Origin of the sequence: Micromonospora costi (assembly GCF_003626655.1) — a bacterium.
GTDB lineage: Bacteria > Actinomycetota > Actinomycetes > Mycobacteriales > Micromonosporaceae > Micromonospora > Micromonospora costi.
In genome coordinates, this window is record NZ_RBAN01000007.1 from 24,796 (window position 1) to 49,228 (window position 24,433).

Sequence of the window (24,433 nt, forward strand, 5' to 3'; positions counted from 1 at the left end):
GCCGCCGCCGGCGCCACCGATGCCGCCGGTGCGGCCCGCGACACGCCGGCCAGGCCGACGCCGGCCCCGGCCGCCCGGCTACTCGACCGGCCGGGCCGGCGTCGGTTCGCGGTGCACGAGCCCGGAGAGGCGCAAAGCGATCCGCTGCCGGACCGGCGGCACGGCGCCGACCGCCCGGAGCAGCAGGTCCCGTGCCGGCCGGCGGGACGGTGGCAGGATGGCCAGCCGGGTCAACCCGGCTGCGAAACGCAGCACGTCCTCGGCCATCGGCCGCTGCTTGGCGGCGTACGCGTCGAGCAGGGACTCCGGGCCGCCGGCGAGCACGTCGGCCACGGCGGTGCCGAGGGCGACGGCGTCGCAGATGCCGAGGTTCATGCCTTGACCACCGGCCGGGCTGTGCACGTGGCCCGCGTCACCGGCCAGCAGCACCGGCCCGCGCCGGAACGTGTCGGCGATCCGGTGGTGCACCCGGAACCGGGAGCCCCAGAGCACCTCGGTCACCCGGTCGGGCCGGCGCGCGGGCCCCCGCTCGTCCAGCAACGCCTGGAGGTACGCGACGTCCGGCACCGAGGGCGCCTCCGGCACGGCGGCCACCAACCGCACCACCTCGTCGGGCAGCGGCGCCCAGATGAGCGGGCCGGACCGGGCGAGGAAGAGCGCCGCCTCGTCGCGGGGCAGTGCGCTGCGCACCCGGACGTCAGCGAGCACGAACGACTCCTCGTGGGTGGGCCCGCTGAAGCCGATGCCCGCCTCCCGCCGGACGGCGCTGTGCATGCCGTCGGCGCCCACCACGTACCGGGCACGCACCTCGCCCCCGTCGAGGTGCGCCACCACGCCGTCCGCGGTGCGGGTCAACGCGGTCAGCCGGCACGGCCGCCGCACCCGCACGCCGAGATCGGCCAGCCGTCCGGTGAGCACCGCCTCGGTGACCGCCTGCGAGACCAGCAGCGCGTAGGGGAAGCGGGACGGCAGCCGGTCGAACGGGACCGCGAGCAGCACCCGGTCGCGGTCGCGCACGGTGAAGCGCGGCGCCCGCACACCCTGGTCGACGAGGGGCGCGGCGGCGCCGATCCGGTCCAGCACCTCCAGGGTGTACGCGTGCACGACGGCCGCACGGGACGTCACGGGTGGGTGGGCCGCCTGGTCGATCACCGTGACCTCCACCCCGCGCCGCGCCAGGGTCAGCGCGGTGGCGAGGCCGGTCGGGCCGCCCCCGACCACCAGAACCTGGGTGTGTTCGCGCAGCATGACCCACCTCCGATTGCCAACGCTCGTTTGCCAACACTCGTTGACTTGACGGTAGAGGTGGGTCGTCTTCGATGTCAACGGTTGTTGGCCTACAGTCGTGGGCATGGCCACCGCGACGCCCCGTACCCAACGCTCCGACGCCACCCGCGCCGCCATCCTCCGCGCAGCCCGTGAGCGGTTCGCCGCCGACGGATACGAGCGCGCCACGATCCGGGCCATCGCCGCCGACGCCCGGATCGACCCGTCGATGGTGATGCGCTACTACGGCAGCAAGGAGGGGCTGTTCGCGGCGGCCGCCGAATTCGACCTGCGGTTGCCCGAGTTGACCGACGTGCCGCCGGAGCAGCTCGGCGAGGTCCTCGCCCGGCACTTCCTCCACCGCTGGGAGGGCGACGAGACGATGGCGGCCCTGCTCCGCGCCGCCAGCACGAACCCGGGCGCGGCCGAGAAGATGCGCGGCATCTTCGCCGATCAACTCACCGCCGCCGTGGCCACCTTCGGCACGGACCCGGCCGGCACCGCCCAGCGGGCCGGCCTGGTGGCCGCGCAGATCCTCGGGCTCGCCCTCACCCGCTACATCGTCCGATTGCCGCCGATGGTGGAGATGGCGCCGGAGGAGCTGGTCGCCTGGGTCGCGCCGACCCTCCAGCGGTACCTCACCGGAAATCCCGGTCGTTGACCCAACCATTCACCGCCTCCGGTGCGTCTGCCGGATGACACGCAACGCGACGGCCGGGGAGGGGGCGGATGGCACCGACGGCGACCGACGGACGCGACGGCTACGTCGCCTTCGTGGAGAGTCACCAGCACCGCCTGCTGCGCGCGGCGTACCTCGTCTGCGGCAACCGGCACCAGGCCGAGGACCTGCTCCAGGACGCGCTGCTGAAGCTGGCGCTGCGCTGGAGCAGCGTGCGCGAGGGCGATCCGGCCGCGTACGTGCGGTCGATCCTCTACCGCGACGCGGTGTCGTGGTGGCGCCGCCGCCGCCGCGAGTGGTTGAGCGCGCAGCCGCCCGAGCAGGTGGCCGTCGACCGGGACGGCGCGCTCCGGCTCGCGCTGCACCAGGCGCTGGGCCAACTGCCGCCGCGCCAGCGCGCGGTGGTCGTGCTGCGCTACTTCGAGGATCTGACCGAGGCGGCCACCGCCGAGGTGCTGGGCGTGAGCGTGGGCACGGTCAAGAGCCAGTGCCACGACGCGCTGCGCCGGCTCCGGACGGTGGCGCCCGAACTGGGCCGCGACGACGGCCTCGCCAGCGGGATGGAGGTGAAACCGTGAGGGACGGCGACCTTCGACAGCTGCTGACCCTCGCCGCCGAGGACGTACGCCCGTCGCAGCCGGCGGCGGCCGCCTGGGAACGGGCCCACCGGGTCCGCCGCACCCGCCGCGCCGTCGGTGCCGTTGCCGTGGCGGTCGTCCTGGTCGCCGGCGGTACGACGCTGGCCCTGCGACCCGGGGGCCGGCCGGCGCCCGTCGCCCCGGCCACGGCGACCGCGAACCCGGTCCCGAGCGCGTCGCCGGTGCAGCGTCCGCCGGACCAGCTCACGTACTCGGGTGGCCCGCTCGCCCGGCTCGCCGGCCCGCCGAGCACGTCGCTGTCCGCCCGCCCGGTCCACCGGGCCGTGGCGCTCTACCAGCCCGTCGACCCGAACACCGGCGCCGCGGGAGGCATCCGCGTGCTCGGCGACGACGGCGTCGTCCGGAATCTCGACGTGGTCACGCTCGGCCCGACCCGCGACGCCGCCGGCAACGAGGCCACCGCGCTGAAGAGCGGCAACCTGTCACCGGACGGGCGGCTGGCCGCGTTCGCCCAGACCGACGAGGTGGTCGTGGTCGACCTGACCACCGCTGCCGTGCGCCGCTACCCGCTCGCGGGCTACCTGGAGCACGTCCTCTGGGCCGGCGACCGGCTCCTCGTCGGCGACGACGACACGGTGTACGAGGTGGACCCCAGCACCGGCGCGACCGAGAAGGTGCCCGGCGTGTCGCCCTGGGACGTGGTCACCCCCGACCCGGGAAACGGGTCCGGGGTCCTGCTGACGCTGACCGGTGTCGAGCAGGGTCTGACACTGAGCCGATGGACGTCGAACGACGTCGGCACGCAGCGACTCGACTTCCGCGCACTGCCGGCGGGCAACCGGGTCGACGAGTTCTACGGGCGGGGCTGGCAACGCGGCGACGAGGTGGCGCGCGCCGGCTGGCTCACCACCGGCACCACGAGCGGTGTGGAAGGGGTCGCGGTGGTGAACGGCGAGACCGGCATCGTCACCCGCCTGCTCGACCTGGGCCGGGAGGGCCGGAGCAAGGGCTGCTGCGAGGTGCTCGGCTGGGACGCGGACGGCGGCGTGCTGCTGCGGTACAGCGCCGGCGGGCTGATCCGGTGGCAGCCCGAGACCGGCGCGGTCACCGGCGTGCTGGCCGAGCTGCCCGGCCAGGTGGCCCTGGCATGGTGACGGCCCGCTCCCGGTTCGGGGGCGGGCCGTCACCGGTCACGGGTCAGGGGTTGAGGCCGCCCGGCTGGTCGCCCTTCACGACGGGCGCCCGCACGAGGTTGCCCCACTCGGTCCACGAGCCGTCGTAGTTGCGCACCTGCGGGTAGCCGAGCAGGTGCCGCAGCACGAACCAGGTGTGGCTCGACCGCTCGCCGATCCGGCAGTACGCGACGATGTCGTCGGACGGGCTCAGCCCGAGCTGGTCGGCGTAGATGGCGCGCAGCTCGTCCGCGGACTTGAACGTGCCGTCGTCGTTGGCCGCCGACTTCCACGGCTTGTTGACCGCACCCGGGATGTGCCCGCCGCGCAGCGCGCCCTCCTGCGGGTAGTCCGGCATGTGCAGCATCTCGCCCGTGTACTCGCCCGGCGAGCGCACGTCGACCAGCGGACGGCCCGCCGCGACGTGCGCCATGACCTGCTCGCGGTACGCCCGGAGCGGCGCGTCGTCGCGCTGCGGCACCGGGTATTCGGCGCGGGGCCGGGTCACCTTGTCGCGGCTCAGCTCCCGCCCCTCGGCGATCCACTTCTGCCGGCCGCCGTCGAGCAGCCGCACGTCCGGGTGGCCGAAGAGGGAGAAGACCCAGAGGGCGTACGCGGCCCACCAGTTGAAGTTGTCGCCGTAGAAGACGACGGTGTCGTCCCGGCCGATGCCCTTGGCGGCGCACAGCTCGGCGAAGCTCTTGGCGTCCAGGTAGTCCCGGGTCACCTGGTCGTTCAGTTCGAGGTGCCAGTCCACCTTGACGGCACCCGGGATGTGACCGGTGTCGTAGAGCAGCACGTCCTCGTCGGACTCGATGACCACGAGGCCCTCGTCGCCCAGGTGCTGGGCCAGCCACTCGGTGGTGACCAGGCGCTGCGGCTCCGCGTACGACTGAAGGCGGGGATCAGGATCGCTCGGCACAGACATGATCCCCAAGGTACGCCCGATGGCCCGCGGCCGACCCCGAAACGTGACGGGGCAGGCAGGCCGCCGGACCTCAGTCGACGATCGGGCCGAGCGACGGGCGCTTCGCCGTGACCGTGTCCCCGGACGAGCGGCCGGTGAGGCGACGCTTGATCCAGGGGGCCAGGTGCTGGCCGGCCCAGCGCACGTCGGCCGCGCGGGCGGCCAGCCACGGTGTGGGCGCGGGATGCGGCGGCACCAGGAGCCAGTCCTCGTCGCAGGCCACGCCGAGCGCGTCGAGCACCTGGCCGGCGACCCGCCGGTGCCCGGCCGGGGAGAGGTGCAGGCGGTCCGTGCTCCACAGCATCGGGTTGAGGTACGTGTCGTCGGAGTACAGGTCCACCATGATCGCGCCGTGCCGCTCGGCGGTCTCGCCGACCGCCTGGTTGAGCAGGTCCACCCGGGGCGCGACCAGACGCTGGCCGGGAAGCCGGGCCATCACGTCCGCGAACCGGAAGATCAGGACGTCCGCGCCGATGGCCCGGAACTGCCCGACCACCTCGTCGAACCGGGCAACCAGCGACACGCCGTCGAAGTTGCGACGCAGCACGTCGTTGCCGCCGGCCGCGAAGCTCACGAGGTCGGGCTTCATGGCGAGCGCCTCGGGCACCTGGTTGGCCACGATGTTCGGGAAGAGCCGCCCGCGGATGGCCAGGTTCGCGTACCGGAAGTCCGGCCCGGCCTCGGCGGCGAGCCGGGTCGCGACCAGGTCGGCCCAGCCCCGGTAGGTGCCGTCCGGGTACGGGTCGTCCATGCCCTCGGTGAAGCTGTCCCCCACCGCCACGAAGCTGCGCCAGCGCACCGCGGCCTCCTCACGCTCCCTGGTTGCCTGCGGCGACCAGTTTGGCACCGCCTACCACCTCGGCGGTGCCCGCCGAGGAACGAACGTGGCGGAGGTCATCGCTTTCGCCCGGACGGCTCGACGATGCCCCTCCGGTACGGACCCCAGCCGACGAACCGCTCGAACAGGTCACGGGGTGTCGGACCGTCGTACGGGTTCAGCCGGAACAGGTCGTGGGTCGCCTCGTGGTAGAGCCCGGACAGGTAGATGGCCAGGTCGACCGGGCTGCCGTCGTACTCGACCCGGAGGAGCAGTCGCGCCTCCGCACACGGCCACGGCCGCCCGCACGCCCGGCAGAGCCAGGTCGGGCGTACGGGCAGGTGCGGCGGGTGACCCGGCGGGTACGGGCGGGGACGGTCGGCGTACGGCCCGAGCCGGGCCAGAGGCAGGCGGAGCGGATTGCGCATCTCGACCTCCTTGGCGGTACGGGCCGGGGCCCCGGAAGCGGGCCGAACCGGAGGCGACCCGCTGCGTGACAGTCTGCTGAGGACGCCACTACGCTCGGAAGGCATCGACGCCGGTCTGGGCAGAGTCGCGTCGACCGTCCCGTCCGCGTGGAACGGCCGTGGAGGGCGCGGGGAAGACCGTGGAGGAAATGTGGAGAGTGGGCCAACCGCCGAGCTGATCCGGGCACAACTGCGACGGTTGCGACTGAACGCCGACCTCAGCCAGGAGGAGTTCGGGAAGCTCGTCCACTACTCGGGTTCCCAGGTGTCCGCGGTCGAGCTGGGCCAACGGCCACTCGACCGGCTCTTCCTCAAGCGCGCCGACGAGGTGCTGAAGACGGGCGGACTGCTCGCCTCGCTGCTCAGGATGGCCGAGCGCGACGGCCAGCCCAGCTGGTTCCGGCCGTGGTTGGAGGCCGAGCGCACCGCGAGGCAACTCTGGTGTTACCACCCGACGCTGATTCCGGGCCTGTTACAGACCGAGAACTACGCCCGCGCGGTGATCCGGGCCGACGACATGCTCGGTCACGACGAGGTGGAGAGGCGGGTGGCGGTCCGGCTGGATCGGCAGGCGGTTCTCAGCCGGCCGCAGCCGCCGAAGTTCGTGGCGGTGATCGAGGAGGCGGTTCTCCGCCGAGCCGACGAGGGCTTCCGCGGCCTGATGGCCGAGCAGATCGGTCATCTGCTGGAGCTCATGGAGCATCCGCACATCAGCGTGCACCTCGTTCCGGCGGAGGTGAGCACCCACGTGGGTCTCGCCGGCCCGTTCACCATCGCGCGGGGTGACGACGGCGGCTGGGTCGGCCACCTGGAGAACCAGCTCGGGGGCACGACCATCGACAAGGACGAGGCCGTAGCTATCCTCAGCGATAGATGGGAGAGCATCCGCAGCGAGGCCCTACCTCAGCGGCAGTCCATGCTGCTGATGAAGGAAGTGATGACGTCATGGAGCTGACCGGCGCGAGCTGGCACACGTCCACCCGCAGCGGGAACGGCGAGTGTGTTGAGGTGGCCGAGAATCTGCCCGGCGTCGTCCTGGTGCGCGACAGCAAGGATCCGTCCGGCCCGGTGCTGACCTTCGACCCCCGGGCCTGGCGGGCGTTCATCGAGCGCACCAAGGGCCACTGACCACCGCTTGATCCACACCAGATCGGCGATGTCGCGGTGTCCAACCCACCCGGACACCGCAACATCGGGGAAACGGTGTGGATCAAGCCCGAGGCAGCCGATCAAGCGACGGAAACGGATCGCCCGCCCCGGCGCGTCGGTCGTACGCTGCGCTGATGCTGCTGCGTATGTCGACTCTGCTGCTCCGGACCCTGCGGGAGGACCCGGCGGACGCGGAGGTGCCGAGCCACCGGCTCCTGGTGCGCGCCGGCTACATCCGCCGTGCCGCGCCGGGCGGCTACGCCTGGCTGCCGCTGGGCAAGCTCGTGCTGGACCGCGTCGCCGAGGTGGTCCGGTCGGAAATGACCGCCATCGGTGACCAGGAGGTGCACTTCCCGGCGCTGTTGCCGGCGGAGCCGTACCAGACCAGCGGCCGGTGGGCGGAGTACGGCGACGACATCTTCACCCTCGCCGACCGAAGGGGCGCCGGGCACCTGCTCGCCCCGACCCACGAGGAGCCGGCGACGCTGCTGGTCAAGGACCTGTTCTCGTCGTACCGGGACTTCCCGGTGACGCTGTTCCAGATCCAGACGAAGTTCCGGGACGAGGCCCGGCCGCGCGCCGGGCTGCTGCGCGGGCGGGAGTTCCTGATGAAGGACGCCTACTCGTTCGACCTGGACGAGGTGGGTCTGCAGGCCGCGTACGACCGGCACCGGGTGGCCTACCGGAAGGTCTTCGACCGGCTGGGTCTGGAGTACACGATCGTGCACGCGATGTCGGGGGCGATGGGCGGCTCGGCCTCCGAGGAGTTCCTGGCCGCCACGCCGGTCGGCGAGGACACCTTCGTGGGCTGCACGGCCTGCGACTACGCGGCGAACACCGAGGCGGTCACCACCCGGGCGCCGGCCGCCGTCGACCCGGACGCGCACCCGCCGGCCGAGGTGCACGACACCCCGGACACCCCCACCGTCGCCAGCCTCGTCGACCTGGCGAACGCCCGCCGTTACGGCGGCCGGGACGACTGGACCGCCTCCGACGTCCTCAAGAACATCGTGCTGACCGTACGCCCGCCGGACGCCGACGAGACCGAGGTGCTGGTGATCGGCCTGCCGGGCGACCGCGAGGTGGACCTGAAGCGGGTCGCCGCGGCGCTGCATCCGGCCACGGTGACCGTCTTCGAGGACTGGGAGCAGCACCCCGAGCTGGTCCGCGGCTACATCGGCCCGCAGATCCTCGCCAAGCTCGGGCTCCGTTACCTGGTCGATCCCCGGGTGGCGCCGGGATCGGCCTGGGTGACCGGCGCGAACGAGCCCGGCCGGCACGCCGTCGACGTCGTCAGCGGCCGGGACTTCACACCGGACGGCACCATCGAGGCCGCCGAGGTCCGTGCCGGTGACCCGTGCCCGGCCTGCGGGACCGGCGAGCTGACCATCCGGCGGGGCATCGAGATCGGGCACATCTTCCAGCTCGGCCGCCGGTTCACCGACGCGTTCGCTGTGGACGTGCTGGGCCCGGAGGGCAGGCCGGTGCGACCCACCATGGGCTGCTACGGCATCGGGGTTTCGCGTGCGGTGGCGGCGATCGCCGAACAGCACCACGACGACCGGGGTCTCGTGTGGCCGGCGTCGGTCGCGCCGTGCGACGTACACCTGGTGGCGGCCGGCAAGGGGCCGCAGCTGGAGGCGGCGGTCGACCTCGGCGGACGCCTCGCGGCGGCGGGCCTGCGGGTGCTGGTCGACGACCGCGCCGGCGTCTCGGCCGGAGTGAAGTTCACCGACGCCGAGCTGATCGGCATTCCCTGCGCCGTCGTGGTCGGTCGCCGGCTCGCCGAGGGGTACGTTGAACTACGCGACCGGTCGACCGGCGAGCGCACCGAACTGCCGGTGGACGAGCTGGTGGACCGGCTCGTCGCCCAGGTGCGCGCCGCGCGCGGGCACCGGGTGTAGCTGGCGCGTCACGGGGTACCGCAGACGGATCGGGCGGTTCGCGTTCCTGGAGGCTCTCATGACCGGTTACCGGGTCAGTGACGTGATGACCAGGCAGGTCGTCTACCTGCCGGCGGAGACCACTCTGGACGAGGCGGCGTCGGTGATGAAGGAGGCCGACATCGGCGACGTGGTCGTCACCGACGGCGCCAGCCTCGCGGGCATGCTCACCGACCGCGACATCGTCGTCCGGGCCGTGGCCGAGCGGGCTAACCCGGCCACCACCACCATCGGCTCGATCATCACCCGTGAGGTGGTGATGATCGACCAGCACGCGACGGCCAGCGAGGCGGCGAGCCTGATGCGCGAACGCGGGATCCGGCGGGTGCTGGTCTGCGACAACGATCGCAAGCTCGTGGGCATCGTGTCCCTCGGCGACCTGGCGATGCAGCTCGACCCCCAGTCCGCGCTGAGCGAGATCACCGAGCAGGCGCCCACGGTGTGACGCAGCGATCAGGGTCCCCCTCCGGTAGCGGTGGGGGGCCCTGACGAGCGGCGGTAGCCTCGACGCATGTCTGCCATGCCGGCCAGGTTGGCCGAGATCGTCGACGAGTTCGCGGCCGCCCCCCGGGACGTCGTGCTGGAGATGCTGCTCGAGTACGCCGACGTGATCCCGCCGCTGCCGCCCGGCGAGCGGGAGGGGATGGAACAGGTCCCCGAGTGCCAGACGGCGTTCTTCCTGCGCGCCACCGTGACACCGGAGAAGACGGTGGAGACGCAGTTCGACTGCCCGCCCGAGGCGCCCACCACCCGGGCGTTCGCCGGCATCCTCGCCGAAGGGCTGGCCGGTGCCAGCGCCGACGAGGTGCTGGCCGTGCCGGACGACCTCTACCAGCGGATGGGTCTGGCCCAGGCCATCAGCCCGCTGCGGGTCCGCGGCGGCACGGCCATCCTGGCCCGGCTCAAGCGCCAGGTCCGGGAACAACTGGGCTGACCAGGGAGTTGCCACCGGTCATGGAGATCGAGATCTACGCCGACGTGGTGTGCCCGTGGTGCTACATCGGCAAGCACCGGCTGGAGCAGGCCCTGGCGTCGTACGACGGTGAGGTGACGGTCCACTACCGGCCGTTCCAGCTCGATCCGTCGCCGGTGCCCGAGCCGGTTCCGGTGGTCGACGCGCTCGGCGCCAAGTTCGGCGGCCCGGCCAACGCCCGGCAGATGGTCGCCCGCGTCACCGAGGCGGCCGCCGATGCCGGGCTCCGGCTCGACTACGACCGGGCCATCGCCGCGAACACGTTCGACGCGCACCGCCTCGTGGCGTACGCCGCCGAGCGCGGCCGGGCCGCGGAGACGGTGGAGGCGCTCTACCGGGCGCACTTCGTCGACGGGATCGACGTCGGGTCGCGGGACGCCCTCGCCGCGCTCGCCGGGCGGGTCGGCCTCGACGACAGCGACGTACGCCGCTACCTCGATTCGGACGAGGGCATCAAGGAGCTGGCCGCCGAGCTGGCCAAGGCCCGCGACCTCGGCATCAGCAGCGTGCCGACGTTCGTGCTCGCCGGCAAGTACGGCATCAGCGGGGCGCAGGAGCCGCAGACGATGCTCGCCGCGCTCGCCGAGGTCGAACGCCTGGAGTCCGGCGCGAAGTGAGCCGGGCCGGCCCGGCCGGGCACCGACGCCGGTGATGTTTCACGTGCAACGGCATCGACGACGGTGAGCGGACGGGCCGGGCCGCCTTCCGCCCGGCGAGTCCGTCAGGCCGGTCGGGCCAGATCCTCGATCACCCGGGCGCCGGGCAGCGCGCCGAGCGCCGGACCGGGCAGGGCGATCTTGCTGTGGCGTACGCCGGAACCGATGATCACGTGCGGCGTGGCGATCACCCGCGCGTCGACCAGGATCGGCCACTGCTCGGGCAGGCCGATCGGCGTGATGCCCCCGTACTCCATGCCGGTCAGCTCGACGGCCTCCGCCATCGGCGCGAAGCTGGCCTTGCGGACGTCGAGCGCCCGGCGGGCCACCCCGTTCACGTCCGCACGGGTGGTGGCGAGGATGACGCAGGCCGCGTAACGGACCACGCCCTCCCGCTTACCGGCCACCACCACGCAGTTGGCCGACACGTCGAGCCCCACCTCGTACGCCGCGCAGAACGCGGCGGTGTCGGCGAGGTCGGCGTCGATCGGCGCGACCAGCACCTGGTCGACGTCGACCGGAGCATCGGCGGGCCACCGCCCGAGGGCCTCGGCGACCGGCTGCGCGAGCAGGTCGAGGCGGGTGCGGGCGGGTTCGGTCTTCAGCGTCCCCATCACGGATGCGATCCTCGCACCCGCCGGCCCGCCCCGCCCACCCGCAGCGCCGCGGTCCGTCCGCTGGGAAGCCGAACGGCCGCGGCCGGCCGGCTGGGAGGCCAGCCCGACCGCGGGCCGCGTCAGCTTCCGGCGAGGAAGGCGTTCTCCTTGAGGAACGTACGGTCCCGGTGGGCCGCCAGTTCCTCGGCGCGCAGCGCCTGGGCGCGACGCACCTCCAGGTCCTCCATGCCGTGCCGGACGGCGATCCGGATCACGCCGTAGAGGAAGACGAAACCGAAGCAGTACAGGATCACAGCGGTGACGACAGCGAACATGCCGTCACGCTAGGTCGAACGTGAACAGGACAGGTTCTCATTTCCCGGTGGTTCCCCCGTACGTGTCGGCCAGGTAGTCGGCCCAGGTGCGTTCGCCCCGGGGCAGCGCCCCGGTGACCAGTCCGCCATCGCGCAACGTACGGCCGAGCCGCCCCGGGATCCGGACCGGCAACAGTGGCCGGCGCGACCGTCGAGCCGCTCGCCAGGCGCGTACCGCCTCGTCGAACCGGAGCACCTCCGGCCCGCCGTACTCCTCGATGCCGCGCAGCGGACCCGCGGCCAGCCGGGCCGCGAGCCGGGCCGCGACCTCGCCGGGGTCGACCGGCTGGGCGAGGATCGCCCTGTCCCCGATCGTGGGGCCGAACCGGCTCGACGCCTGCAGCAGCTCGTCGAGGAACTGGGGGAACTGGGTGGCCCGCAGCACCGACCAGGGCACCGGACCGGCCGCGACGACCTGCTCGGCCGCGAGCTTGTGCCGGTAGTACGGCATGGGCACCCGGTCGACGCCCACGATGGAGACGTACACGAGGTGCCCGACTCCGGCCCGTTCGGCGGCGACCGCGAGCCGGCGGGTGCCGAGCACGTCGACCTGGTGGGTGCGCCGCCCCGGCGTCGGCGCGGACGCCAGGTGCAGGACGGCGTCCACATCGGCCACCGCCTCGGCCAGTCCCGCGCCGGTGCCCAGGTCGGTCACCGCCCACTCCACGCCCGGATCCGTACGCGGCCGCCGGCTCGTCGCCCGGACGGTGTAGCCGTCGTCGAGCAGCCGCGGCAGCACCTCGTGGCCGAGTCGACCGGCGGCCCCGGTGACCAGCACCCTCATCTCGTCCCCCCTTCTTCCGGCCGTCGCCGGTCCCGCCACCCGGACGGAATGACGAGCCCCGAGGTGACCGGGTGTGCGGCAGCTCACCGGTCGTGCGTGGCCGCCCGTCCGGGCCCGGCCTCAGCTCACCAGGTCGAGCACGGTCACTACCGCGTAGAACGCGATCACGACCTCGCTGATCACCCACGCGTGCCGGTCCGACCAGTGCCGGATCCGGGGCAGCGCCGTGGCGGCCCGCCGACCGGCCAGCAGCAGGACGAGCAGGGGCAGCGCGAGCAGCCCCAGCGTCACCCCGATGAACGGCAGGAGGTGCCACCAGGACAGGTCGTGCCGGGCGACGCTCGCCCCGACGGCCGCCATGGTGAGGTCGTCCGTCGGCGAGGTCCCCACGAACACAGCACCGAGCCGCGCGGCGCGGCCCGGCCCGATGTGCTGGAGCAGGGTGATCCACCGTGGCGTACCGCTCTCGTGACGACGCAGGTAGACGATCACCGCGAGGACGAGCACCACCGCGAGCACGAACCAGTCGATCCGCTTCGCGGTGCGTTCGAGGTGGACGGCGTCGGTCTCCGCCCGGTCGGCGAACCCCCGCAGCGCCCTCGTGACCACCCAGCTCACCGTCACACCGGCGGTCACCACCGCGCCCACGCCAGCCAGGTAGCCGAGCGGCGCGGCGCGCGGCCGGTCGGCCGAGGTGAGCAGCACCGCCGCGACCATCTGCGTCCCGGCGACCATCACCACGGCCAGCGGTAGGACGGTCAGGAAGTTCATCCCGACCCATCCTCCCGGCGCCCCACGGTGCCCCGGGCGCGTTCCCTCCGACTACCCGTCCGCTGATCAGGAGGTTCGCGTCAGCCCTCGCCGGAATTCCGACGCAAATCTCTTGATCACCAGCGTGAAGCGGAGGCCGGGATCAGGCGGGGCGGGGGGTTACGCGGGTGGACAGGAGGGCGCCCAGGAGGGCCAGACCGGCGGCCACCACGAGCGTCGCGAGGTAGCTGCGCACGCCGGGCGCCGCGCCGGCGCCGAGCACCGCGCCGGTCAGTGCCAGCACGGTGGCCGCGAACAGCGCGTCGCCCAGTTGCAGCGACGAACTGTTGCGGCCCTCCTCACCGGGCGCGGACAACTCCAGGGTGAGCACCGACAGTGACGGATAGACGAGCCCCATCCCGAGGCCCGCGACCGCCCAGCCGACGACACCGACGGCGAGCGGCGTACCGGGCGCGACGGTCAGCGCCACCGTGCCGATGCCGGCCGTGATGCAGGCCATCCCGGCCCGGGGCAGGCTGGCCCGGGAGGTCGGCTTCGGGATCCGTCCCTGCACCCAGGAGCCCGCCGACCAGGCCAGGGCCCCGACCGTGAGCACCAGCCCGGCGGCCGTCGGGGTGAGGCCGCGCTCCCTCGACAGCATCAGCGGGATGACCACCTCGGCGCCCACGAACGCCGCCGAGGCCAGACCCCGCAGACCGATGACGGTCGGCAGCCCCCGCGCGGCCCGGAGGAAGCCGGCCGGCAGGAGCCGGGGAGCGCAGACCAGCAGGCCGGCGACCGCGACCGCCGTGAGGAGCAGGGCGGACGCGCCGCGCTGCTGGCCCCCGATGTGCAACAGTGCGGCGCTCACCCCCGCCCCGCACGCCCAGCCGATCCGCGCCCGCGCGCCGGCCGGCGGCCCGGTCACCGCGGCCCGGGCCATCGAGCGCAGGCCCGGGTGGATGAGCAGCCCGGCCGGTACGGCCACGGCCGGCACCGCGAGGAACACCCACCGCCAGCCGACGTGCTCCACGATCAGCCCGGCCACCGCGGGCCCGACCAGCGACGGTACGACCCACGCGGCCGCGAACGCGGCGAAGATCCGCCGGTGCAGCTCCTCCGGGTACACCTGGGCCACGATCACGTACAGCGCCACGGACAGCAGCCCCGAGCCGAAGCCCTGCACGACCCGGCCGACGACGAGCACCGCCATGGCCGGCGCGGTCCCGGCGACGACCAATCCCGCCACGAACCAGACGAGCCCGTGCCACATCGACGGCCGGGGCCCGCGCGCGTCGCACCAGATGCCGGACACCACCATGGCGATCACGCTGGCGGCGAACGGGCCGCCGAACGCCAGCCCGTACAGCGAGAACCCGTCCAGGCTGCGCGCGACCGTCGGCATTGCCGTACCGACCGCCAGCGACTCGAACGCGAGGAGCGAGATGAGCGCGACGCTGCCCACCGTCATGGCGCGAAGCCGCGGGGCGAAGAGTCCCGGAGCCGTCGCCTCGAGGGTGGCGGTCACCGGCCGCCGTCCGGTGAGGCGTGGCGGAACGCACTGATCAGCATGCGCCCCAGCCTGCGACCTCAACCCCGATTGAGGTCAACCGGGGGGTGACCGGGGTCTCGTCAGGCGGTCTGGAACGCCTCGCCGATCCCCTTCACCAGCCCGCTGAAGTGCTGGTCGGCGAGGAGGTGCCCGGCGGTTATCACCAGGGCCATCGGCCACTCGATGACCTGGACCGCGGCCAGCAGCCCGAGCGCCGCGTAGTACGCGAGCTTGTCGGGGGGTGGAACCGCCACCTCACCCAGCACCGGCATCTGCATCCGCCGGCCGTACATTCCCATCGTCTCGCATGCTCCGTTGAGGTGTCGGGTCAGTGTGCTCATTCCGGCCTCCCCGATTGACGCCTGACCGCCGACGCTTTCCACCACCGATCCGGTCCATGCCCCGCCGACGACGGAAACTTCCCCTGCTCCGGGGGCATAACGGACGGTACGCCGGGAAGCCAGGCCGTCGGACGCGACGCGTGGGAGGCGAGATGGCGTACGGCAGGGTCGTCAGCACCGGGGAGTCGGGCCGGTACTCGTCCGGCCGTACGCCTCGATGACGCCGGCGGGTCGCGTCGCCGCCCGGCTCCTGCCGCCGGTCGGCGTACCGCGGCTGGTCGGGGAGGCGTCGCGGACCGTCGGCTCCGCCGCGTCACGGTTGGCCCGGTTCGCCGGCCTCACGAGCCGCCGCGTGTGGTCCCGACCCGGCCGCCACCACATCGAGGTGCACGGCGTCTGCCAGGACGGCGGCGACGCCCTGGCCCGGCAGGTCGAGGGCGCACTGGAACGCATGCCCGGCGTGGCCTGGGCCCGGGTCAACGCGCCGTCGGGGCGGGTCGTGGTGGCCGTCGAGTCGCCGGAGCCGAAGCTGCGCGACCTGATCGCCACGATCGCGCGCGTCGAGCGGACCTGCCCGTACGAGCCGGACCCGGAGGTGCCCCCGCCGCATCCGCCGGAGGAGGGCCCCCGCACCCCGCGGACCCTGGGTGCGCTCGCCTCGGACGCGCTGGGCCTCACCATCTCGGCGGCCACCCGGATCCTGCCGTTCACCCCGGTCCCTGGGGAGGTGGCCGGCCTGCTCGGCGCGGTGGACCTGCACCCGCGGCTGCACGCCCTGGCCGGGCGCGGCCTGCGCGCCGATCCCCGCGCCGACCTGATCTTCCCGCTCGCCGAGGCGGTGGTGCAGGGCCTCACCGGTGGTTGGGCCGGGATCGTCCTCGACGGCGCCCAGCGGATCATGCAGTGGGGCGAGGACCGCGCCCAGCTGAGGATCTGGGAGAAGGCGGAGCCCCGGCTGACGGGTGACCCGGACCGGGCCGTCGCCCGGTGGCCGGTGGCCGACCGGCCCCGCCCGAAGCCGGACAGCGCGTTGGAGCGGTACGCGATCCGGATGCTGACGGCCGGCGCCGCGGCGACCGCGGGCGCCCTCCCGGTGGTCGGCCGGAAACGCGCCACCGCGCTCGGGCTCTCCGCGCTGCCGAAGGCGCCGGGCAGTGGCCGCGAGGGGTACGGCGCCCAGCTGGGCCGCATCCTCGCCCGCCGTGGCGTCGTCGCCATGGACCGCGGCGTGCTGCGCGAACTCGACCGGATCGACACGGTGGTGCTGGACGCCGCCGTGCTGGGCTCGGACCGCGGCGTCCTGACCGACCTGGCGCCGCTGGCCCGGGCGGACACCGGGAGGGTGGCCGAGCGGGCGTTCGCGCTCTTCGACCCGGCGCAGCCGGACCGCCTGCACGAGGCCGACGGGTGGCGGATCGGTCCGCTGGACCGGCTGGAGGCCGAGGACCCGGGCGACACCGACGAGAGCGCCCGGCTGCGCTCGGAGGGTGGCCGGCTGCTCGGCCTCGCCGAGAACGGCACCCTGGCCGCCCTGCTGCGGGTGGACGCCGAACCCGCGCCGGGCGTCGACGGGCTGCCCACCGCGGCCCGCCACGCGGGACTGCGGCTCGTGGTCGCCGGCGAGGACGAGCACCGGTACGGCTTCGCCGACGCCGTCCTGCCCGGCGGCGAACGGCTGGCCGAGTCGGTCCGCTCGCTCCAGCGGGACGGCGCCACGGTGATGCTGGTCTCCGGCGACCGGGCGGCGCTCGGCGCCTCGGACTGCGGGCTCGGCATCTACGGCCCGGACGACCTGCCGCCGTGGGGCGCCCACCTGCTGATCGGCACCGACCTGCGGGTGGCGGCGCTGCTCATCGAGGCGGCCGGGGTGGCGCGCCGGATGACCCGCCAGAGCATCCACCTGGCCATGGCCGGGACCGGTCTCGGCGCGCTGAACGCGTTCACCGCACCACCCCAGCAACTGCCCGGCCGAGCCCTGCTCGCGGTGAACGGCGCGGCGGCGCTGGCCTTCGGTAACGGCGTCTGGCGGGCCAGCCGGCTGCCCAAGCCGGACGACACACCGGCACCGGCGGCGACCGCCTGGCACCTGATGCCGGTGGAGACGGTCCTCGACCGGCTCTACACCAGCCCGGACGGGTTGGCCGACGTGGAGGCGCAGCGGCGGCACCACGGCGGGAGCGGCGGTGACGCACCGGGTACGGGCGGACTGCTCCGGGCCTTCGTCGACGAGCTGTCCAACCCGCTCACGCCCGTGCTGGCCGCCGGAGCGGTGCTCTCCGCGTCGTTCGGTTCGCTGGTGGACGCCGCTCTCGTGGGCGGCGTGGTCGGCGGGTCGGCGTTGATCGGCGCGGTGCACCAGCGCAACACCGAACGGTCCCTGGCCGAGCTGCTGTCCCGCTCGGCGGTCACCGCCCGGGTGCGGCGGGACGGCACGGACCGGGTGGTGGCGGCCGACGCCCTCGTACCCGGCGACGTGATCCGGCTGGAGCCGGGGGACGCCGTTCCGGCGGACTGCCGGGTGCTCGACGCGGTCGGCCTGGAGACGGACGAGTCTTCGCTGACCGGCGAGTCGCTTCCGGTCGGCAAGTCCCCGACACCGGTGGTGGCCGCCGCCGTCGCCGAGCGGCACTCGATGGTGTACGAGGGCACGACGGTCGCCGCCGGGCACGGGACCGCCGTGGTGGTGGCGACCGGCGCCGACACCGAGGCGGGTCGCAGCCTCGCGCTGGCCCGGCAGGCGCCCCCGTCCGGCGGCGTGGAGGCCCGGCTGGGCCGGCTGACCCGGGCCGCCATCCCGCTCGCGGCCGGCTCGGCGGTCGCGGTGGCCGGGGCCGGCCTGCTCCGGGGCGTACCCCTGGCGCAGACGGCCGCGACCGCCGCGAACCTGGCCGTGGCGTCGGTGCCGGAGGGCCTGCCGTTCCTCGTCAGCGCCGCGCAGCTGGCCGCGGCCCGGCGCCTCGCCGAGCACGGCGCGCTGGTCCGCAACCCCCGCACCATCGAGGCGCTCGGCCGGGTGGACGTGCTCTGCTTCGACAAGACCGGCACCCTCACCGAGGGGCAGCTGATGCTGGCCGGCGTCGGTGACGGCGACGCGAGCCGGTACGCGCCGGTCGACCGGCTGGACGACCGCCTGCGGCAGACCCTGGGCGCGGCGCTGCGCGCCACCCCCGGCGCCAACGACCCGGCGGACCTAACCCACCAGACGGACCGCGCCGTCCGGCAGGGCGCCGCGACCGCGGGAGTGGTCGAGCAGACGGGGGTGGCCGGCTGGCGGCCGGTCGGCGGGCTGCCGTTCGAGCCGTCCCGGGGCTACCACGCGAGCATCGGCGAGAGCGAGGACGGGCTGCTGCTCAGCGTGAAGGGCGCCCCGGAGTCGGTGCTGCCCCGCTGCGCGTCGCGGCGGGTCGACGGGCGGGAGGAGCCGCTGGACGACGCCGGGCGGGCAGAGTTGCACCGGCTGCTCTCCGACCGGGCCGGCGCCGGGCACCGGATCCTGGCGGTCGCCGAGTGCCGGGCGGCCGACCGGACGATCATCGACGAGCAGGTCCGCAACCTGAGCTTCGTCGGCTTCCTGGCGCTTGCCGACGGGGTACGCAAGAGCGCCGCTCCCGCCGTGCGGCGCATCCGCCAGGCCGGCGTGCACACGATCATGATCACCGGTGACCATCCGGCGACCGCCGAGGCGATCGCCGCCACCATCACCGAACACGACGAGCAGCGGGTGGTGACCGCCACCGACCTGGACCAGCTCGATGACGAGGGCCTCGCCGAACGGCTGGCCCGCACCGACGTGGTGGCCCGCTGCACGCCCGCCCACAAGGTGCGGATCATCCAGGCGTTGCAGAAGTGCGGCCGCACCGTGGCGATGACGGGCGACGGTGCCAACGACGCGCCCGCCATCCGCCTGGCGGACGTGGGCATCGCGCTCGGCCAGCGGGGCACCCCGGCCGCCCGGGCCGCCGCCGATCTGGTGGTCACCGACGACCGGCTGGAGACCATCATCGCCACGCTGGTCGAGGGACGGGCCATGTGGTCCTCGGTCCGGCACGCGCTGAGCATCCTGGTGGGCGGCAACCTGGGCGAGATCGCGTTCAGCGTCCTGAGCGCGGCGGCGACCGGCCAGTCCGCGATCAACGGGCGGCAGCTGCTGCTGGTCAACCTGCTCACCGACCTGGCGCCCGCGCTGGCCATCGCGGTCCGCCCGCCGGCCGCCGACCACGCCGACAGCCTGCTCCGCGAGGGCCCGGACACCTCGCTGGGCGAGACGTTGAACCGGGAGATCGGCCTACGCGCCGCCGCCACCACCCTCGGCGCCACGGCGGGCTGGACCCTGGCCCGCTACACGCCCGGCAGCCCGCAGCGGGCCGGCACCGTGGCGCTGGTGTCCCTGGTCGGTACGCAGCTCGGCCAGACCGTGCTGGCCGGCGGCACGAGCCCGGCGGTGCTCGCCTCGACGGCGGCGTCGCTCGGCACGCTCGTCGCCGTGGTGCAGACGCCCGGGCTCAGCCAGTTCTTCGGCTGCACGCCGCTCGGACCGGTCGCCTGGGGCATCGCGGCCGGGTCCGCCTTCGGGGCCACCTTCGCCAACGGGGCGCTGAGCCGGCTGGTGGAGCGCCTGCCGCAGGCCAAGGGCCCCGCCGACGCCGAACACTCCGGCGTCGACGACTCCGGGGACGCGCCGACGGAGTGAATGCTCCGCATGGCCCGCCCGTTCCCGGGTACCGCGACGGGTGGAGGTGGGCACGTTGGCAGAACAGCCGGAGGTCACGTTCATCGGCACCGCCACCACGGTGCTCCGGATCGGCGGGTTCACCCTGCTCACCGACCCGAACTTCCTGCACCGCGGCCAGCGGGCGTACCTGGGCAAGGGGATGTGGTCGCGACGGCGTACGGACCCGGCGCTGACCATCGCCCAGCTGCCGTCGCTGGACGCGGTGGTCCTGTCCCACCTGCACGGGGACCACTTCGACCGGGTGGCCCGCCGGGGGCTCGACCGCTCCCTGCCGATCGTGACCACGCCCTCGGCGGAACGGAAGCTACGCCGCTGGGGCTTCCGTTCCGCCGAGGGGCTGCCCACCTGGCACACCCACGAGCTGCACCGCGACGGGGAGACCCTCCGGCTCGTCTCGCTGCCCGGTCAGCACGGTCCCGGCGTGCTCGACCGGCTACTTCCCGACGTGATGGGGACGATGGTCGACCTGGTGCGTGACGGCAGCCGCCGGTTCCGCCTCTACATCACCGGCGACACGCTGAACCGCCCGCAGCTGACCCAGATCCCCGAGCGGTACCCGGACATCGACGCCATGCTCATCCACCTCGGCGGCACGAAGGTCGCGGCGATCCTGCTCACCATGGATGCCCGGCAGGGCTGCGACCTGGTCGAGCTGATCCGGCCGAAGCTGGCCGTGCCGATCCACTACGACGACTACGAGGTCTTCCGGTCGCCGCTGTCGCACTTCGTCGAGGAGGCGCGTCGGCGCGGAATCGTCCGGCAGGTCCGCACCATCGCCCGCGGCGAGACCGTCCCGCTCACCCCGCCCGGCTGAGTGGCAGCCTCCCCGGCCCCGCCGGCTGTGGCCGTACGCCGATCGCCGCCCCGGCCCGATGCCGGCGGCGGCGATCGACGGTAGGGGGTGCGGGGTCAGCCGCGCTCGGAAATGGCCTCGATGAGGTCGCCGACCGGGCGCTCCGGCAGCGAGCGGGCCACGTCGGCCACGGCCACGATGCCGACGAGCTGCTGCCCGTCGATGACCGGCAGCCGGCGTACCTTGTGCTCGCCCATCGTGCGCAGGATCTCGGCCGCGTCGTCGTCGGCGCCGATGGTCACCGCCTCACCCTGGGCCAGCTCGCCGGCGGTCACGTTGCCCGGGTCGCGGCCCTCGGCCAGCACCTTCACCACGATGTCGCGGTCGGTCAGCATGCCCTTGAGCCGATTGTCGTCACCGCAGATCGGCAGCGAGCCGACCCCGAGCTGAGCCATCTGCTTGGCCGCGGTCCGCAGGTCGTCCTGCTCGCGGATGCAGGTCACGTCGTTCGTCATGATCTCGCGTGCGGTCGGCATGGCACACACCTCACTTTCCGGGGGGTTGGTGCTGTTCCTCCTACCCCGAGGCGTCCGCGCCATGCACACCCCGTGACCGGCCACTCCGGACGACGGCGGCCCGCTCGCGCCGGCCGTCCGTGCGGGCAGCGTGTGCCGGCAGGAGCTGTGATACTGCCGGAACGTGGCTATGGACTACGGCGTCGCGCGACCGGGAAGGACCGGCCGCCGGCACGGGTGGTTCGTCGCGCCGGTGCAGGAAGGGGTGCCCGCAATGCCGGTGGGCCGACTTCACCATCTGATCGTCGACTGCCCGGACCCGATGGCCGAGGCGCGGTTCTGGAGCGCCGTCCTCGGCGACCCGATCACCTACGCGGACGAGGACTTCGTCGTCGTCTCGGCCAGCACGGCGGCGTCCGGGTTGGCGTTCCAGCGCGCCACCGACCTGACGCGGCCGACCTGGCCGGAGCCGACCGTGCCGCAGCAGATGCACCTCGACGTGATGGTCGACGACCAGGACGCGGCGGGTGAGACGGTGCTCGCGCTGGGGGCACGGCGGTTGGCCGGCGACCACGTGTACGCCGATCCCGCCGGCCATCCGTTCTGCCTCATCAGGCGCCCCACCTGGGCGCCGCCGGTGAACTGAGTCCTGCCGCGAAAGTGCGTTGCCGCCGTCGGCGGCGTCGCCATAGAGTGCCGACCATGTCCTCGCCGCGTAAGTCCTAGCTGTCACGCTCCGACACGCGGGTGGAGTCTGCCCATCGCCCGGTGGCTCCCGGTGGCCCGATGCGGCCCGTACCTGCTGGCCGCACCTGCCGCCCGCGTGTCTGTCGATCCCGTGACGGCGCGTCGTACGACGCACTCATCGACAGGACTTCACCATGGACACCCTCACCCCGACGCCGCCCCGGAGCCTGTGGCGGCAGCACGACTTCCGCCTGCTGGTCGGCGGGCGGCTGATCTCACAGCTGGGTGACCAGCTCCAGTTCCTCGCCCTGCCGCTGCTCGTCGTGGCCCTGACCGGCTCGTCGACCCAGGCCGGGGTGGTGCTCGGCCTCCAGACCGCCGCTCAGCTCGTCTTCGGGCTCGCGGCCGGCGCCCTGGTCGACCGCTGGAATCGCAAGGCCACGATGATCTGGTGCGAGATCGGTCGGGGACTCCTGACCGCCACCATTCCCGTGGCCGCCGCAGCCGGAGCGCTGGGTATGCCCCAGCTGTACGCCGTTGCCGTCCTCGGCGGTGCGCTCAGCACCCTGTTCCAGGCGGCGAACAGCTCGGCGCTGCCGAACATCGTCGGCCGGTCCGACCTTCCGGCCGCACTCGCGGCGATGGGGGTGATGTCCAACGCGCTGCGGATCGTCGGCGCCTCGGTGGCCGGCATCGCGTACGCCCTGGGCCGTCTGGTGCCGTTCGCGTTCAACGCCGTCTCGTTCCTGGCGTCGGCCGCGGCCCTGCGGGCCGTCCGCGCCGGATTCCAGGCGGAACGGGCCACGACCGCCGCGCCGCGCGCGCTCGTGGCGGACATCGGTCACGGCCTGTCCTGGCTGTGGCGCAAACCGGTGATCCGGACGCTCGCCCTCCTCGACGCGGGCGACAGCCTGCGCTTCGGCGCCGGCTACCTGCTGATCATCATGCTGGCCCAGGGCCTGCACGCGAACCCCACACAGGTCGGCGTCGTCTTCACCGGCGCCGGGGTCGGCGCCCTCCTCGGCAGCCTGCTGGCTCCCACACTCACCCGCCGGTTCGCCCTCGGGAAACTGTCGATCACGATGCTCTGGGTCGAGGCCCTGGCCTTCCCCTTCTACGCGCTGGCACCGACCTGGTGGCTGCTGCTGGTCGTGGCGTTCGCCGAGTCCGTGGTCTCGCCGATCTACAACGTCGCCCTCGACTCCTACCGGCTCGCGGTCACCCCCGACGCCGTCCGGGGCCGCGTCACCAGCGCGATCGACACCCTCACCGGCGGGGCGGCGGCCCTCGGCACCATGGCCAGCGGTGCGGCGGTCGCCCTGATCGGGGCGCCGACGCTGACGTTCGTCCTGGCCGGGTGGCTCGCGTGCCTCGCGATCGTGGCGACATTGAGCAGGACGGTACGCGCGGCCACCGCCACGGACTGACCGGTTGGAGTGACCGGCGGCGGCGGCGGGTCGGGGTCGGGGTCGGGGTGCGCAACGTGCGACTCAGGCTGTCGGGTTCGTGGGCATCTTCCGCAGCTCGCCGACGGCGTACCGGGCCACGGCCTCGACCATCCGTACGCCCGCCGTCTGCGTCTGGTGGTGGCGGGAGAGCACGGCCACGAGCCAGTCACGGCCCGGCTCGACGAGCCGTCCGATCGTGTTGACCTCCCAGAGGCCGCCGTCGGCGGAGACCGTGTCCCACCCGTTCTTGACGTAGGCCTCCGTGGTCCGGGGGCCGGCCGCAGCGGGAACGCCCCAGTCCTGGTCCTCCTCGACCTGGCTCATCAGGTCGAAGAGGTAGCTCCGGCCGGCCTCGTCCAGGGGGCCGTCCTCGTCGGTCAGGGAGGTGAGCAGGCGGATCTGGTCGGCGGCCGTGGTCGTGGCCATACCCCACGACGTCTGGGGCGTGGTCTCCTTCAGGCCGAAGGTCCTGTTCGCCGTCGCCAGTCCGGCCTTCCCGCCGATCCGCTGGTACAGCGCGGTCGCGGCGGCGTTGTCACTAGCGGTGATCATCTTCTTGGCGTTGCGCCGATCGGTGCCGCTGATCTCCTGGTTCCGCTGCCGCGCCCGGAGCAGCAGGGCAGCCAGGATGTCGACCTTGACGATGCTGGCCGTCTGGAAACGGGCGGTGCCGACCGTGAGCGCCACGTCCGATCTCCGGTCCTTCACCGCCACCGCGACCTGGCCCTTCCCGACCCTCTCCACGTACGCCGCGACCTTCCTGCGGGCCGCGGCCAGATGGTCGGGCGTCGGACTGGGCGTGGGTGACGCGGCAGGCGCGCGGTCCCCCGCCCCGGTCGTCGGCTCGTCACGGCCACCGGCCAGCCGCCAGGCGGCGCTCGCCCCTGCCGCACCACCGCCGGTGATCGCCAGCACCGCCACGGCCAGCAGCCCGCGACGGGTCGGCCCGCGCCCGCTCACTCGGCCCGCCCCGCCAGCGTGTCACCGACGACCGGTCCGCTTCCGGCGGGTCTGCCTTCGGTGCGTCCGCTTGCGGCGCGTCGGCTTCCGGTGTGTCGCCTGGTATGCCGGTCTTTTGGAAGGGGCGGTCGCCGGTCGTCCGAGGGCCAGGTTCGCGGAGTGATCATGGGGCTCCCCAATCGCAGGGCGCCAGGGGCGGCGCGCACCTGAGAC

The 24,433-nt window shown here is 73.8% G+C and carries 25 protein-coding genes; 13 read left to right on the top strand and 12 right to left on the bottom strand.

Going from position 1 to position 24,433, the window contains the following annotated elements:
* Positions 1 to 78: 78 nt before the first annotated feature.
* A complete protein-coding gene (locus tag D7193_RS28890) occupies positions 79 to 1,467 on the bottom strand; it encodes an FAD-dependent oxidoreductase (RefSeq protein ID WP_338324144.1) in 1,389 nt (462 codons plus the stop codon).
* Between D7193_RS28890 and D7193_RS28895 the strand changes: the two genes are divergently transcribed.
* The 3 genes from D7193_RS28895 (at position 1,352) to D7193_RS28905 (ending at position 3,698) form a co-directional block, all read left to right on the top strand.
* Positions 1,352 to 1,927 (top strand): TetR/AcrR family transcriptional regulator, encoded by a 576-nt coding sequence (locus D7193_RS28895; protein ID WP_120782819.1) that lies wholly within the window; start codon positions 1,352 to 1,354, stop codon positions 1,925 to 1,927. The two genes, D7193_RS28890 and D7193_RS28895, sit on opposite strands and share 116 nt — an antisense overlap.
* 68 nt (positions 1,928 to 1,995) lie before the next feature.
* The gene (locus D7193_RS28900) at positions 1,996 to 2,523 is read left to right on the top strand and encodes a SigE family RNA polymerase sigma factor (RefSeq protein WP_120782820.1); all 528 of its coding nucleotides are present in this window, start codon (positions 1,996 to 1,998) and stop codon (positions 2,521 to 2,523) included.
* Complete coding sequence (locus tag D7193_RS28905; RefSeq protein WP_120782821.1) at positions 2,520 to 3,698, top strand: YncE family protein; 1,179 nt, start codon at positions 2,520 to 2,522, stop codon at positions 3,696 to 3,698. The genes D7193_RS28900 and D7193_RS28905 overlap by 4 nt, the downstream gene beginning before the upstream one ends.
* Before the next feature lie 43 nt (positions 3,699 to 3,741).
* Here the strand turns inward: D7193_RS28905 and D7193_RS28910 are convergent, their stop codons facing one another.
* From D7193_RS28910 to D7193_RS28920, 3 genes are all read right to left on the bottom strand, one after another.
* Entirely contained in the window at positions 3,742 to 4,644 is a 903-nt protein-coding gene (locus D7193_RS28910) for a sulfurtransferase (RefSeq protein ID WP_120782822.1), read from the bottom strand.
* Between the two features lie 70 nt (positions 4,645 to 4,714).
* Entirely contained in the window at positions 4,715 to 5,482 is a 768-nt protein-coding gene (locus D7193_RS28915) for an SGNH/GDSL hydrolase family protein (protein WP_120782823.1), read from the bottom strand.
* Between the two features lie 95 nt (positions 5,483 to 5,577).
* The gene (locus tag D7193_RS28920; protein WP_120782824.1) at positions 5,578 to 5,928 is read right to left on the bottom strand and encodes a hypothetical protein; all 351 of its coding nucleotides are present in this window, start codon (positions 5,926 to 5,928) and stop codon (positions 5,578 to 5,580) included.
* A 190-nt stretch (positions 5,929 to 6,118) separates the two neighbouring features.
* Here D7193_RS28920 and D7193_RS28925 point away from each other — a divergent pair, with 190 nt between their 5' ends.
* The 6 genes from D7193_RS28925 (at position 6,119) to D7193_RS28950 (ending at position 10,649) form a co-directional block, all read left to right on the top strand.
* A complete protein-coding gene (locus tag D7193_RS28925) occupies positions 6,119 to 6,922 on the top strand; it encodes a helix-turn-helix domain-containing protein (protein ID WP_120782825.1) in 804 nt (267 codons plus the stop codon).
* Positions 6,913 to 7,095 carry a DUF397 domain-containing protein gene (locus D7193_RS28930; RefSeq protein WP_120782826.1) on the top strand — a complete coding sequence of 61 codons (183 nt, stop codon included), beginning with the start codon at positions 6,913 to 6,915 and terminating at the stop codon, positions 7,093 to 7,095. The genes D7193_RS28925 and D7193_RS28930 overlap by 10 nt, the downstream gene beginning before the upstream one ends.
* A gap of 155 nt (positions 7,096 to 7,250) precedes the next feature.
* The gene (locus tag D7193_RS28935) at positions 7,251 to 9,020 is read left to right on the top strand and encodes a proline--tRNA ligase (RefSeq protein WP_120782827.1); all 1,770 of its coding nucleotides are present in this window, start codon (positions 7,251 to 7,253) and stop codon (positions 9,018 to 9,020) included.
* Positions 9,021 to 9,078: 58 nt separating this feature from the next.
* On the top strand, positions 9,079 to 9,504 hold the full coding sequence (locus D7193_RS28940) for a CBS domain-containing protein (protein WP_120782828.1): 426 nt from the start codon (positions 9,079 to 9,081) through the stop codon (positions 9,502 to 9,504).
* Between the two features lie 66 nt (positions 9,505 to 9,570).
* Complete coding sequence (locus tag D7193_RS28945; protein ID WP_120782829.1) at positions 9,571 to 9,993, top strand: SufE family protein; 423 nt, start codon at positions 9,571 to 9,573, stop codon at positions 9,991 to 9,993.
* A gap of 20 nt (positions 9,994 to 10,013) precedes the next feature.
* Positions 10,014 to 10,649, top strand: a complete 636-nt coding sequence (locus D7193_RS28950) for a DsbA family oxidoreductase (protein ID WP_120782830.1) — start codon at positions 10,014 to 10,016, stop codon at positions 10,647 to 10,649.
* A gap of 104 nt (positions 10,650 to 10,753) precedes the next feature.
* Here D7193_RS28950 and D7193_RS28955 read toward each other — a convergent pair whose 3' ends face one another.
* The 6 genes from D7193_RS28955 to D7193_RS28980 all read right to left on the bottom strand — a co-directional run bounded on the left by D7193_RS28955 (position 10,754) and on the right by D7193_RS28980 (position 15,085).
* A complete protein-coding gene (locus tag D7193_RS28955; RefSeq protein ID WP_120782831.1) occupies positions 10,754 to 11,302 on the bottom strand; it encodes a YbaK/EbsC family protein in 549 nt (182 codons plus the stop codon).
* Positions 11,303 to 11,424: 122 nt separating this feature from the next.
* Positions 11,425 to 11,619, bottom strand: a complete 195-nt coding sequence (locus D7193_RS28960) for a hypothetical protein (protein WP_120782832.1) — start codon at positions 11,617 to 11,619, stop codon at positions 11,425 to 11,427.
* Positions 11,620 to 11,656: 37 nt separating this feature from the next.
* On the bottom strand, positions 11,657 to 12,442 hold the full coding sequence (locus tag D7193_RS28965) for an SDR family oxidoreductase (protein WP_120782833.1): 786 nt from the start codon (positions 12,440 to 12,442) through the stop codon (positions 11,657 to 11,659).
* Positions 12,443 to 12,562: 120 nt separating this feature from the next.
* Positions 12,563 to 13,213: a GAP family protein gene (locus tag D7193_RS28970; protein ID WP_120782834.1), complete on the bottom strand. Its 651-nt coding sequence runs from the start codon at positions 13,211 to 13,213 to the stop codon at positions 12,563 to 12,565.
* A gap of 142 nt (positions 13,214 to 13,355) precedes the next feature.
* Complete coding sequence (locus D7193_RS28975; RefSeq protein WP_241563597.1) at positions 13,356 to 14,720, bottom strand: MFS transporter; 1,365 nt, start codon at positions 14,718 to 14,720, stop codon at positions 13,356 to 13,358.
* Positions 14,721 to 14,824: 104 nt separating this feature from the next.
* Entirely contained in the window at positions 14,825 to 15,085 is a 261-nt protein-coding gene (locus D7193_RS28980; protein ID WP_120782835.1) for a hypothetical protein, read from the bottom strand.
* Positions 15,086 to 15,302: 217 nt separating this feature from the next.
* On the opposite strand from D7193_RS28980, the gene D7193_RS28985 reads away from it, so the two are divergent.
* Together D7193_RS28985 and D7193_RS28990 are read left to right on the top strand one after the other, a co-directional pair.
* Positions 15,303 to 19,775, top strand: coding sequence for a cation-translocating P-type ATPase (locus D7193_RS28985; RefSeq protein WP_120782836.1), 4,473 nt, complete (start codon positions 15,303 to 15,305; stop codon positions 19,773 to 19,775).
* A gap of 55 nt (positions 19,776 to 19,830) precedes the next feature.
* Positions 19,831 to 20,631 carry an MBL fold metallo-hydrolase gene (locus D7193_RS28990; protein ID WP_241563599.1) on the top strand — a complete coding sequence of 267 codons (801 nt, stop codon included), beginning with the start codon at positions 19,831 to 19,833 and terminating at the stop codon, positions 20,629 to 20,631.
* 95 nt (positions 20,632 to 20,726) lie between these two features.
* Here D7193_RS28990 and D7193_RS28995 read toward each other — a convergent pair whose 3' ends face one another.
* The gene (locus D7193_RS28995; RefSeq protein WP_120782837.1) at positions 20,727 to 21,146 is read right to left on the bottom strand and encodes a CBS domain-containing protein; all 420 of its coding nucleotides are present in this window, start codon (positions 21,144 to 21,146) and stop codon (positions 20,727 to 20,729) included.
* A 169-nt stretch (positions 21,147 to 21,315) separates the two neighbouring features.
* Here D7193_RS28995 and D7193_RS29000 point away from each other — a divergent pair, with 169 nt between their 5' ends.
* On the top strand, positions 21,316 to 21,771 hold the full coding sequence (locus D7193_RS29000) for a VOC family protein (RefSeq protein ID WP_338324148.1): 456 nt from the start codon (positions 21,316 to 21,318) through the stop codon (positions 21,769 to 21,771).
* A 235-nt stretch (positions 21,772 to 22,006) separates the two neighbouring features.
* On the top strand, positions 22,007 to 23,239 hold the full coding sequence (locus D7193_RS29005; protein ID WP_120782838.1) for an MFS transporter: 1,233 nt from the start codon (positions 22,007 to 22,009) through the stop codon (positions 23,237 to 23,239).
* A gap of 63 nt (positions 23,240 to 23,302) precedes the next feature.
* On the opposite strand, the gene D7193_RS29010 is transcribed toward D7193_RS29005, so the two are convergent.
* Positions 23,303 to 24,220, bottom strand: a complete 918-nt coding sequence (locus D7193_RS29010) for a serine hydrolase (protein ID WP_120782839.1) — start codon at positions 24,218 to 24,220, stop codon at positions 23,303 to 23,305.
* Between the last annotated feature and the right edge of the window lie 213 nt (positions 24,221 to 24,433).